This is a genomic window from Pseudoalteromonas sp. BZA4 (assembly GCF_040104395.1).
GTDB lineage: Bacteria > Pseudomonadota > Gammaproteobacteria > Enterobacterales > Alteromonadaceae > Pseudoalteromonas.
The window spans coordinates 70360-82642 of record NZ_JBECOT010000014.1 but is presented as its reverse complement, the minus strand read 5'-3'; the positions used below and the strand labels follow the sequence as shown (position 1 = coordinate 82642).

Genomic DNA, 12283 nt, shown 5'->3' with positions numbered 1-12283 from the left:
GAGGATCTGTAATTGAATTAAAATGTTTCAGAAAAGTAGTGCTCATATTTATGCGACCAAGTAATTATTATGCCTTGATCTGATCACTACTTGCTCTATAAGTTCAATTTATAATGATCTTGCCGTGTTGTTAAAGCAATCTCACCATCGATATGAATATCGCGCTGCGGGAATGCAATGGTAATGTTATTTTCGGCAAATACTTTATAAATGCTAAAACGCAGCTCACTGCGCACTTGGCGAAGCGGTGCTTCTGATTCAGCACATACCCAGAAAATAGCGCTAAAAGTTAAAGAGCTATCAGCAAAGTCATCAAATAACACAGATGATGCAGGTGTTTTTAAAATGGCAGGGTGATCATCAAGAATTTGCTTCATCAGCTTCTCTACAAGCACCACGTCTGAACCATAAGCAACACCAACATTCACAAACGAACGGGCATTACGGTCAATTAAGGTCCAGTTAGTTACCGTGTTTTCTAATAACTGGCTATTTGGTACTAGCATATGCACCCCATCGTTACGACGGATACGAGTAGAACGGGTATTAATTGTCTCAACGACTCCTTTAGCTGTGCCCACTTCTAAAAAGTCGCCAATACGAATTGGTCGCTCCCACATTAAAATCCAACCACTAATAAAGTTATTGATAATGTTTTGCGCACCAAAACCAACACCAATTGCAATGGCACCAGAAACAAATGCAAACGCCGTTAGAGGAATATTGAGTACCTCTAGTGAGGTAAACACAAGCACAGCAATAGTAACGACAAGGTAAATACGGGTAAATAAGTGAACCGCGTCAGGGCCTAGGTTTTTTGCCAGTAATGCTTTTTTGATTAATCGACCAATCCAGGTAACCACAAACCACATTAAAAACAGCACCAAAGGCACTTGAATTACTTTTAGTACAGTAATTTGCACATCGTTGTAGGTGAACAATACAAACGATAATGCAGATTGCAGATCAGCAAGGGTCATAAATTAACATTCCTAGTAAAAATCAGTTTGGTTCAGTTGTGACTAAGTTTAGCACGGCATAATAGGTGAAAACTTGGTAAATACTAAGTTCTTTATGCGCAATATGCGCTAATTATTAACTATTTTAGCCTACAGCTGCTATATACATAGAGAGAGCTTGAGGTTTCACAGGCTTTGAATAGCACGAGGAGAACACAATGTCACAAATGACACTCACACAAAAACTTGCCACTTTACAACCCTTGGTTGATCTAAACTTATTTGAATCAAGTTTAGAGTACCGTAACCGCATCTTAAACTTACTTGCTGAGCAGGAGCACTCACTGAATTTAATTAACAAAGAGTTTGGCAACGCTATGCCAGAAAGCTTTGGCTCAGAGAAAAAGTTTGTGTTGGGTTACAACTAACCTATGGTGATTTATTACCAACAAGATTTAAACTGGCAGCTAGTGCCACTTTTTACTTAAGTGAGCCATTAATACACAATTGATGGCTTTTTACACATTTTTATCCCTCAACAGCTTTATTTGCGTTCAAATTCCCCATTCAGACGACAAACTTGATTGTTTCTAACCAAAAATTTGATAAGTTAGAAAAGATTTATCCACATTTTTGGAGCTCTCATGCGTAAGACCTTAGTAGCAACTACGATTGCTAGTGTGCTTTTATTATCTGCTTGTAGTTCACAACAAGCCGACACTCAAACTCAAGTTGAAACTGCCGCTGAAACACAAACAGCTAATGTTGAAAACGTTCTTTTCAAGCCAAGCCCTTTACAATACATGGCCCCTGAGTTTGATAAAATTTCGACTAAAGACTACGAGCCAGCGTTTGAAGCAGGCATCGCACAGCAAAAAGCTGAAATTGCAAAGATTGCAAACAACCCAGAACCAGCAACATTTGAAAATACCCTTGTTGCAATGGAGTACTCTGGTGAGCTATTAGACCGCACGTCTGCGGCATTTTTTAATTTATCAGGTTTAATCTCTGACAGTGAGTACCAACGTATCGCCGCTAAAATGGCGCCGATTATGTCAGCTCACACTGATGACATTTACTTAAACAAAGCTTTATTTGCTCGCGTACAAAGCATTTACGACAACAAAGCGTCTTTAAATGCTGAAGATCAACGCCTTGTTGATTACTACTACAAAAAGTTCGTTAACGCGGGTGCAAAACTAACTGAAGCTGAAAAGGCAAAAATGCGTGAAATCAACGCAGAGCTTGCCAAGCTTTCAACTGAGTTTTCACAAAATATCTTAAAATCATTTAAAGAAGATGTGATTTTAGTTAAAGATAAAAGCGAATTAGCGGGTTTATCTGAAGGTGAAATTGCAAGCCTTGCAGCTGCAGCCAAAAAAGCAGGTAAAGAAGGTTACATGATCACATTGGTGAACACGACTCGCCAACCTATCTTACAAAGCCTTGAAAACCGCAAGCTTCGTGAAAAGATTTGGACAACTTCTTCAACGCGTGCACAAGCAACAAACAGCCCTATCATCATCAAAGAAACTAAGCTACGTGCTGAAAAAGCGGCATTACTTGGTTATAAAGACTGGGCTTCGTATGTAATGACTAATCGTATGGCGCAAACAACTGAAAATGTTTACGGCATCCTTGATGACTTAGCGCCGAAAGCGGTTGCTAAAGCAGAAGCAGAAGCAGAGCAAATCCAACAAGTAATCAAAAAGTCAGGTGAAACATTTGCGCTTCAACCTTGGGACTGGGCGTTTTACGCTGAAAAAGTTCGCCAAGAGAAGTACGACTTAGACCCAGCTTTAGTTAAGCCTTACTTTGAAATGCAGTCAGTGATCCACGACGGTCTATTCTTTGCGATGAATAAACTTTACGGCATTACCTTTAAAGAGCGTAAAGACCTACCGGTTTATCACGAAGACGTCATGGTGTTTGAAGTATTTAACGAAGACGGTAGCGCTATTGGCCTATTCTACATGGACCCTTACGCACGTGAAGGTAAACGTGGTGGTGCCTGGATGAGTGCCTATGTTAGCCAAAGCGGTCTTAAAGACACTATGCCTGTGATCTACAACGCGCAGAACATTCCTAAGCCAGCTGAAGGTCAACCTACACTTATGACTTTCTCTGAAGTAACGACTATGTTCCATGAGTTTGGTCATGCTGCGCACGGTTTATTCTCTGACGTTAAATACCCAAGCTTAGCGGGTACAGCCACTGCTCGTGACTTTGTTGAGTTCCCTTCGCAAGCACACGAAGACTGGAATATTGAACCAACAGTACTGGCAAACTATGCCAAGCACTACAAAACAGGTGAACCAATTCCAAAAGCGCTTTTAAACAAAGTACTTGAATCACAAAAATTCAACCAAGGCTTTGATACAACTGAGTATTTAGCTGCGGCACTACTTGATATGGAATGGCACTCATTTGGTGTTGATGCTGACATTACAGACGTTCAAAAGTTTGAACATGATGCATTAGACAAGCACGGTATTGCATATTACCCAGTACCACCACGTTATAAGTCTTGCTACTTCAGCCACACCTTTGCCGGTGGTTACTCAGCAGGTTATTACGCTTACCTTTGGACTGAAGTATTCGCAGCAGATGCGTTTGCACACATGACTGAAGAAGGTGGTTTAACACGTGAAAACGGTGATAATTTCCGTAAAGAGATTTTATCAAAAGGTAACAGCCGCGACTTAATGCAAAGCTACATTGAGTTCCGTGGTCAAAAACCAACAACAGACGCACTATTAAAGCGTCGTGGTTTAGTTGAATAATCACCATGATGTTTAAAGTATGAGGGGAACCCCTCATACTTTTTAAGTACCAATTAAACTTTCACCCCACTTTTATTCCTATTCACCTCAAAGCCATTGTCAGTTAACTCGTTTTTGCTAATCTCAAAGAAAAACACGAGTTCACACATGAAAAACACTTTACTTTTAGGACTTTGCTCAGCTTTAGCTGCATGTTCATCACCCCCAAATCAGCGCGCTGACATCGTGATAGAAAACGCCCAAATTATTGATATGCAAACTGGGGCTATCTCAGCAAAGCAATCACTTGCCATTCGCGATGGAATTATCATCAAACGTAGCGATAAACCTTTAAGTAGCCACTATCAAAGCTCAACATTGATTGATGCCAAAGGTCAGTATGTCATGCCTGGTCTATGGGATATGCATGTCCACTTTGGTGGTGGTGATGAACTTATTGAAGAAAATAAACAGCTATTGCCACTGTATTTAGCCTACGGCGTAACAACTGTTCGTGATGCTGCGGCTGATTTGAGTGAATCTGTACTTAGCTGGCGTGAACAAGTAAAACAAGGTCAGTTAGTGGGCCCAACTATTTTCACCTCAGGCCCGAAATTAGAAGGTAAAGGGTCTATTTGGCCCGGTGATTTAGAAGTAGAAACGACTGAAGAAATGCATGCTGCATTGGATCTATTAGACAGCATGGACGTTGATTTTATCAAAATTACCGACAGCGCTTTAACGCCTGAGCTCTACATAAAAGCCGTGCATGAGGTTAAAAAGCGTGGTTATCAAATTTCGGGGCATATTCCATTTTCATTGTCTTTGACTGATGTCTCCAAGGCGGGTCTTGATGCGATTGAGCATATGACCTATATGCTTAAAGCTGCGGCTAAAAACGAAGCAGATATTTCTGCAAAGGTTGCTTCAAAAGAGCTGAGTTATCGCACTGCGCTGCCTATTATCACCGCGCAGTTTGATGAACCGACAGCTATTGAGAAGTTTACGGTTCTTGCTAACAACGACACCGCCGTGGTGCCAACCTTGATTGGTGGCAAAATAACGGCTTACATTGATGAAGACAATCATCAAGACGATGCCTATTTAGATTATTTAGGTAAAGGTTTAAAAGCGACGTATCAATGGCGAGTTGATAGAGCTAACAAAGACACCCCTGCACAAATCAAACAGCGCAAAGAGCGTTTTATTAAAACCGCCCAGTTACTCCCTATCGCCCAACAGGCAGGTGTGAGCATTATTGCAGGCACAGACGCGGGCTTTTTAAATTCGTATATTTATCCGGGGCTTTCTTTGCACCAAGAACTGAGTATTTTTACTGAATATGGCCTAACACCACTGCAAACACTACAAGCCGCAACACTCGCGGGGCCTAAATTTTTAAATAAACAACAGCAATATGGTGCCCTTAGTGAAGGCAAAGTAGCCGATCTCATTTTGCTTTCAGAAAACCCGCTTGTTGATATTCGTAATACACAAACGCTAAAGGGTGTTGTCTCGCACAGCACGTTTTACGATAGCAACGCACTTGAGCTATTAAAGCAACAAGCAAAAGCCTTTGTTGCCAGCCAACCCTAACCCCCCATTGCCCATGACCGCGTATTATCCGTCATGGGCAATTTTAATTTTCAGCCATCTCATATACACTGCCCTTTTTGCACATAACTCGAATAACATGACCTACTTATTTGCTGTAACCCTGCTTTGGGCCTTTTCGTTTAGTCTTATTGGTGTTTATTTAGCAGGCCAAGTGGATGCATGGTTTAGTGTGTTAATGCGCATTGGCTTGGCAACTTGCGTGTTTTTGCCCTTTTTACACTGGCGTAAAACTCCTAAAGCCTTAGCACTGAAGCTCATGGCAATAGGCGCAGTACAGCTTGGTGTGATGTACAGCTTCTATTACCATTCGTTTTTGTACCTTAGCGTGCCCGAGGTACTGCTATTCACGGTAATGACGCCACTTTACATCACTTTGTTAAACGATTTGCTTGAAAAGCGTTTTAATGCCAAGTTTTTATTCGCCGCAATGCTAGCTATTTTAGGTGCCGTTGCTATTCGCTATGAAGGCGTCGATGAAAACTATCTCATTGGTATGCTAATGGTTCAGGCTGCTAATATTTGCTTTGCTACCGGTCAAGTAACTTACAAACGTTTAATGCAAGATGAGCAACTCCCCCACTCTCGGGTGTTTGCTTGGTTCTTCATTGGCGCTTTAATTGTCGCACTAATTTGTTACGGCTTATTTGGTGATACCAGTAAGCTACCCACCACAACGACACAATGGGGCGTGTTAATTTACTTAGGCACGATTGCTTCAGGGCTTGGTTATTTCGCGTGGAATAAGGGCGCAACTACTGTCAATGTAGGTGCCTTGGCCGTAATGAATAACCTACTGATCCCAGCAGGGATCATCGTTAACATTGTGATTTGGAATCGTGATGCCGATATCATCAAGCTTGCCATCGGCGCTGCGATTATCTTATTAGCACTTATTATAAATCAGAAACTTAATAAAACTGCCACGGAGTCATGATAGGCTAAACTCTATTCGATTAGAGGGATGCTGTTATGCGCGCACTGGTTTTATGTTGTTTAGTTTTCGTTATTCAAGGCTGTAAGAATCTGCCTGTGGATCAGGCAGTGCAAGTAGGTGCTAGGCCTTACTATTTAATCGACAAGATGACAGATGGGCCGTTAAAGCAGCAACTTGCTGAATGCGGTAATGGCCCTTTCTATAAAACTGATTTTGTAATTGGTCATCGCGGTGCCCCCATGCAGTTTCCTGAGCACAGCAAAGAGTCATATTTAGCCGCTGCAAGAATGGGCGCTGGCGTACTTGAATGTGACGTCGCCTTTACTAAAGACAAACAACTCGTGTGTCGCCATTCACAGTGTGATTTACACACCACTACCAACATTTTAGCGATTCCTGAGCTCGCTGCAAAATGCAGCCAACCTTTTACTCCGACCAAAGACGGCCAACCAGCTCAGGTTAAATGCTGCACCAGCGATATCACCCAAGCTGAGTTTTTAACCTTAAAAGCTAAAATGGATGGTGCCAACCCAAACGCCAAAACGGTCGCTGAATATATGCAAGGAACACCAAGCTGGCGCACTGATTTATACGCAAACAGTGGCACTGTTATGACCCACCAGCAAAGCATTAAGTTATTCAAATCACTGGGTGTAAAAATGACACCCGAGCTAAAAAGCCCAGAAGTTAGCATGCCATTTAACGGTTTTAGCCAGCAAGATTATGCGCAAAAAATGCTTGATGAGTATCGAGATTTAGGTGTGAATAGCCAAGATGTTTATCCGCAATCATTTAATCTTGAAGATGTGAAGTATTGGCTAAACAATCACCCTGAATTTGCAAACAACAGTATTTATCTTGATGGCCGAGATGAGCAAGCAGACTTTGATGCTATGGATGACACCACCTGGCAGCCATCAATGCAGGCTCTGTATGACGATGGAGTACGCATTATCGCACCGCCAATGTGGATGCTTTTAAGCCTTGATGAGTCAGGTGCAATCGTGCCTTCGCTTTATGCTATTAAAGCTAAACAAGCCGGACTGAACATCATTACTTGGAGTTTAGAGCGCTCTGGTCCACTAAATAATGGCGGTGGTTATTATTACCAGTCGATTGCCCGTGTAATTAAACAAGATGGGCAAATGATGAAAGTGGTAGACGTCCTTGCTAAGCAAGTGGGTGTGATGGCTATTTTCTCTGACTGGCCTGCTACTCTTACCTATTACGCAAGCTGTATGCAGTATCCTGCCTCAGAGAGTTAACTGAGCATCAATAAATTTCAAGGGCTTTTACTCGTCCAAAAGGTGGGGCTGAGGTATTATTAGCTAAACCGTTTTTTACAAGGATAAACATGATTATTCAGCACCATAGCCACGACATAGCGACCAACACAGGTGTAATGCGCACCAGTATTTATCGCCCTGTAGAGGAAGGTAAATACCCGTGTATTATCTTCTACTCTGAGATTTTCCAAGAAACAGCACCAATTGCACGCTCTGCTGCAATACTTGCTGGTCATGGCTTTGTCGTGTTAGTGCCAGAAGTTTTTCATGAGTTAAATCCTATTGGGACAGTACTTGCCTATGATGATGCTGGTAAAGACAAAGGCAATGCCGACAAATGGGCAAAACCGCTTGAGAGCCATGACTCAGACACTGGCGTTTTAATTACATTTGCACGTCAGCAAGATTACTGCACAGGCAATGTAGGTGCCATGGGCGTATGTATTGGTGGTCACCTTGCATACCGTGCTGCATTAAACCCAAGTATCAAAGCCGCTTTTTGTTTATACGCGACAGATATACACAGCGATACTTTACCAGCACAAGCAGGTAATAACTCATTTGAGCGCATGGCAGATATTAAAGGTGAGATCCACTTTGTTTGGGGTAAACAAGACCCACATGTACCAAAAGAAGGCCGCCTTAAAATTTACCAACAAGTGGTGGCAACAGGCATTAATTACCAGTGGCAAGAAGTGAACGCCCAACATGCGTTTATGCGCGACGAAGGCGACCGATACGACCCAGCTCTTGCCATCAGCATGTATCAACAAGCCGTTGCTTTATTTAATCGCACACTTGTTTAAATCGTCATAGTGGCTACTTGATTAGTAAAATAATCCTTCAAGTAATCGAGTAAAACCCGCAGCTTTTTGCTTCCCGCCGCCCCTGGCGGGAATACGCCATAAAGTTCAATATCAGCAGTTTTGTAATCATCTAAGATTGTGCGTAACAATCCTGCTTTGATCCTTGGCAATGCATCATAAACTGGGGTTTTCGCTAAGCCATGCCCAGCTTCTACAAAGGCAGTTCGAGCAGCAGCATTGTTGGTACTTATGCCACCACTAACTGCCACCTCAAAGCGGCGTTTATCTTTTTCGAGCGTGACAACAGCACTACTTGGTTGATACACCACCCATGTATGCTCTGCTAAATCGGCGATGCTCTTTGGTATAGGGTATTTTGTAAAGTAATCGACTGAGCCACATAAGCAAGTCGCCATGCTTGCAAGTTTAGTGGCTTGTAAGTTTGAGCTTTCAAGGGCCACGCCTCTAATCGCTAAGTCAAAGCCCTGTTTGATGATATCAACCACATCATCACTAAGCTGTAAATCAATATCTATTTTCGGATACAAACGCTTAAACTGAGCCAGTGCCGGTACCACAAGTTGCAAACCAACATTCACCGGACAACTCAATTTGATAACCCCAACCGGTTCACTCTTTAAGTTCTCAAGGTGTAAGTTAGCAGCCTCAGCGTGCTCAGTGATAGCCTGACAACGTTCGTAATAAGCCATACCTGCTTCGGTGAGAGCCATGGTACGCGTTGAGCGGTTAAGTAACGTGAGCTTTAATTGCTGTTCTAATTTCTTTAAGTGATAACTAACTACAGCCCTTGATAAACCAAGTTGTTGAGCCGCTTTAGTTAAGCTGCCTTGCTGCACAATGTGGGCAAACACCACCATGCTTTTTAATTGCTCAAACGATACTTTCATACAAACTCCTAATCTAACCTGAATAATTGTATCAATTATTAAACCAATGAAGTCAAATTTATCTGCGTTGTTTAACTCGATTTTCACCCCTATAGTGTTATTAACGATGTTTAATACACAAAAAGGGATTCACTATGTCAGCTAAGAAAATTTTAATGGTACTCACTTCACACGATGAACTTGGCGATACCGGCCATAAAACGGGCTTTTGGGTCGAAGAATTTGCGGCGCCCTACTACGCCTTTATTGATGCCGGTGCAGAGGTAACTTTAGCTTCTGTTAAAGGTGGCCAACCTCCGGTTGATCCAAATAGTGCAGCCCCTGATGCAGCAACCGATGCCACAAAACGTTTTGAGCAAGACAGTGCGGCAAAAACTTTAATGGCTAATACTAAACCTCTGGCTGAAGTTAAAGCCGATGATTTTGATGCGGTTTTTTACCCCGGCGGCCATGGCCCGTTATGGGACTTAGTTGATAACCAAGATTCGATTAGCTTGATTGAACAATTTCTTAACTCAGAGAAACCAGTGGGTGCAGTATGTCACGCCAGTGCCGTATTACTGAATGCGAAAAATGCAGCTGGTAAATCTGTGGTATTTGATAAAAAAGTAACCGGCTTTAGTAATTCAGAAGAAGATGCCGTACAGCTTACCAATGTTGTGCCATTACTTGTTGAAGATGAGCTAATCAAACAAGGTGGTCAGTATCAAAAAACCGATGATTGGGGCGAGCTTGCGATTGAAGATGGCCTACTAATCACAGGGCAAAACCCTGCAAGTTCTGAGCTTGCTGCGAAAAAACTATTAACCAAATTAGGTTAAACTAGCTCAATATGCTCTAGACCTTTAGTAAACACCTTGCATATCAAGGTGTTTACCTTCACTTTTAATAAGTTATACTCATTAGGTCACATTGATTTAAGAGCTTCTCATCATGACTGAAAAAAAAGCTGTCAAAATTCCTCCTATCAGTAGTAAGCGATTCGCAATTTTAGGCATTATGCTGGTGTGCTTGGTACTGCAAATAATTAATACTCTACCCGGCATAAACTTAAACGGCTTAGGTATTTTGCCAAGACAGATATCTGGTTTATCAGGGGTGTTTTTTGCGCCATTTTTACATGGTGGCTGGGCACACCTTTTTAGTAACCTAGTGCCATTTGCTATTCTCGGCTGGCTAGTTTGCCAATATAGCGTAAAACGCTTTTGGCTGGTGTTTGCAGGTACAGCGCTCATTGGTGGATTACTAGTATGGCTATTTGGCCGCAGCAATATTCATGTAGGACTAAGTGGTGTTATCTACGGTTTATGGGGCTACTTAATTAGCTACGGCATTATGCACCGCTCATTCAAAGCCATTTTAATCAGTATTGCGGTTGTTATGTTATACAGCGGCCTGATTTGGGGTGTCTTCCCGCAGCGCATTCATATTTCATTCGAAAGCCATTTATTCGGCGCAATTAGCGGCGCATTCATCGGCTATATTATGGCAAAGCGTGATAAGCAAAAGAGCCCTATGCTTTAAAACTGACAGCTGAAAGCTGAAAGCTGAAAGCTATTAGCTTCTAGTCTCTTAACTTCATTGTCACCATCACAACGCCATGGTCGGTACTTTGATCGTCATAGGCAAACTGTGGGTTGATTAAGTGCTGATCATAGGTGTGATAATCAACTACCTCAAAAAAGCTGCCCTGAAACCCGGCATCAAACTCACGGGATAACAAAATATAATCAAATACTGAGCTGCTACTGCCAAAATAGTGGGTGGCTTCTCTGTCGTTCTCGGTGACAACATGGCGCTGATAGAGTTGCCAACTATCTTGTAGTTTGAACTCTGAACGAGATGGGCTATTTTGCCTATGACCGCTAAAACGAAGGTGGTCAGCGATTAAATGGTTGAGCACACCATCGTGTAACTCATTATTAAAGTCCCCCATCACAATCACAGGGTTATTGGTGTGCGCTCTGCGCTTAATGATTTCAACGAGTAACAGCGCTGCTTCACTGCCACGCTGCATACTTGATGCCCAGCGCCCAAGGGCTTGCGATTTTAACTGCATAACTAAGTTTTGCTGTTCGCTGTGGCTTTCATCATCTTGGTGATAGAGCATGCTGCGCTTTGATTTAAAGTGCACTACATAGCAATCGACGTGTCCTAAGTGAGGTACTTCAAGTGTCGCGCGAATAATACTGCGGCTAAAGTTAAAATTATCGCTCAAGCCCATCGCTAAAATATCATCTTGCTCTGCCTCAATCTGACTGACAGCAACAACTTTATAGCGTGAGGCAATGGCCACAACCGGATCGCGATAAATAAAGTCATCAATCACCGTTGGCTCATCAACCACTGCAAAATAAGGGTAACCCTCTGCGTTAACTTGTTGTTTTAGTTCATTGATACTGAACACTTCTTGAAAGCCAATAATATCTGGCTGCTGATTTTTAAGGTAATCGGCCAACCAGCGCTGCTTTTTGGCCCACTGCTCAGCGCTATAAATGCGCTGAAAATCATAAAATGCGTCAGGTGGCGCTAAATAATTATATAAATTAAATGTCGCCACCTTTAATTGACTGTTTTTTATCACTTAACTCCTTATTCGTGTAACCACTCAGTGGCAATGATCGGGTCTTCAAAGTATTTCACTTCGCCACTGATAAACCAGTTACCCACTTTGCTTGCCACTTGTTGCCAGTGTTTGCTACCAAGCACAGCTATACGGCAAAACTCTTTGTTATGTTTAAGGCCTAACTTAAAATCATCCCACGCCGCTTGTAACTCCCAGCCTTCTAACTCAGTAATATCAACATAGGCTCTTATTTTTGCACTCGGAACTGCTCCTACAGCATTATCTATAAGAGGAGTGAGAGTTTTATAATCCTCGTGGGTAAGCTTTCCGACTACTTTAATTGTGAGATAAAAAGTCGTGCCAGTTCGCTCAAGGCCAATGGCTAAACCATGCTTTTTCATGTCATCCTCCTTGTTATTCATAATTAATAACTGTACTTCCCTTG

Annotated in this window: 12 protein-coding genes; 8 read left to right on the top strand and 4 right to left on the bottom strand. The window is 42.3% G+C overall.

What is annotated here, in order from left to right:
• Window positions 1-95: 95 nt before the first annotated feature.
• Window positions 96-980: a mechanosensitive ion channel domain-containing protein gene (locus tag ABMY41_RS08370; RefSeq protein WP_349274489.1), complete on the bottom strand. Its 885-nt coding sequence runs from the start codon at window positions 978-980 to the stop codon at window positions 96-98.
• A 197-nt stretch (window positions 981-1177) separates the two neighbouring features.
• Between ABMY41_RS08370 and ABMY41_RS08365 the strand changes: the two genes are divergently transcribed.
• From ABMY41_RS08365 to ABMY41_RS08340, 6 genes are all read left to right on the top strand, one after another.
• The gene (locus ABMY41_RS08365) at window positions 1178-1387 is read left to right on the top strand and encodes a hypothetical protein (protein ID WP_054561957.1); all 210 of its coding nucleotides are present in this window, start codon (window positions 1178-1180) and stop codon (window positions 1385-1387) included.
• A 216-nt stretch (window positions 1388-1603) separates the two neighbouring features.
• A complete protein-coding gene (locus ABMY41_RS08360; protein WP_194441708.1) occupies window positions 1604-3742 on the top strand; it encodes a M3 family metallopeptidase in 2139 nt (712 codons plus the stop codon).
• Window positions 3743-3889: 147 nt separating this feature from the next.
• A complete protein-coding gene (locus ABMY41_RS08355; RefSeq protein ID WP_349274488.1) occupies window positions 3890-5317 on the top strand; it encodes an amidohydrolase family protein in 1428 nt (475 codons plus the stop codon).
• 97 nt (window positions 5318-5414) lie between these two features.
• A complete protein-coding gene (locus tag ABMY41_RS08350; RefSeq protein WP_175082761.1) occupies window positions 5415-6272 on the top strand; it encodes a carboxylate/amino acid/amine transporter in 858 nt (285 codons plus the stop codon).
• Between the two features lie 35 nt (window positions 6273-6307).
• Window positions 6308-7537 (top strand): glycerophosphodiester phosphodiesterase family protein, encoded by a 1230-nt coding sequence (locus tag ABMY41_RS08345; RefSeq protein ID WP_349274487.1) that lies wholly within the window; start codon window positions 6308-6310, stop codon window positions 7535-7537.
• 89 nt (window positions 7538-7626) lie between these two features.
• Complete coding sequence (locus ABMY41_RS08340; protein WP_289096792.1) at window positions 7627-8364, top strand: dienelactone hydrolase family protein; 738 nt, start codon at window positions 7627-7629, stop codon at window positions 8362-8364.
• Here the strand turns inward: ABMY41_RS08340 and ABMY41_RS08335 are convergent.
• A complete protein-coding gene (locus ABMY41_RS08335; RefSeq protein ID WP_349274486.1) occupies window positions 8361-9272 on the bottom strand; it encodes a LysR family transcriptional regulator in 912 nt (303 codons plus the stop codon). The genes ABMY41_RS08340 and ABMY41_RS08335 overlap by 4 nt on opposite strands.
• A 134-nt stretch (window positions 9273-9406) precedes the next feature.
• Here ABMY41_RS08335 and ABMY41_RS08330 point away from each other — a divergent pair, with 134 nt between their 5' ends.
• The gene (locus tag ABMY41_RS08330; RefSeq protein ID WP_062565094.1) at window positions 9407-10093 is read left to right on the top strand and encodes a type 1 glutamine amidotransferase domain-containing protein; all 687 of its coding nucleotides are present in this window, start codon (window positions 9407-9409) and stop codon (window positions 10091-10093) included.
• Window positions 10094-10205: 112 nt separating this feature from the next.
• A complete protein-coding gene (locus tag ABMY41_RS08325; RefSeq protein WP_349274485.1) occupies window positions 10206-10796 on the top strand; it encodes a rhomboid family intramembrane serine protease in 591 nt (196 codons plus the stop codon).
• Between the two features lie 40 nt (window positions 10797-10836).
• Here ABMY41_RS08325 and ABMY41_RS08320 read toward each other — a convergent pair whose 3' ends face one another.
• Together ABMY41_RS08320 and ABMY41_RS08315 are read right to left on the bottom strand one after the other, a co-directional pair.
• The gene (locus ABMY41_RS08320) at window positions 10837-11856 is read right to left on the bottom strand and encodes an endonuclease/exonuclease/phosphatase family protein (protein ID WP_349274484.1); all 1020 of its coding nucleotides are present in this window, start codon (window positions 11854-11856) and stop codon (window positions 10837-10839) included.
• 8 nt (window positions 11857-11864) lie between these two features.
• The gene (locus ABMY41_RS08315) at window positions 11865-12239 is read right to left on the bottom strand and encodes an STAS/SEC14 domain-containing protein (RefSeq protein WP_349274483.1); all 375 of its coding nucleotides are present in this window, start codon (window positions 12237-12239) and stop codon (window positions 11865-11867) included.
• Between the last annotated feature and the right edge of the window lie 44 nt (window positions 12240-12283).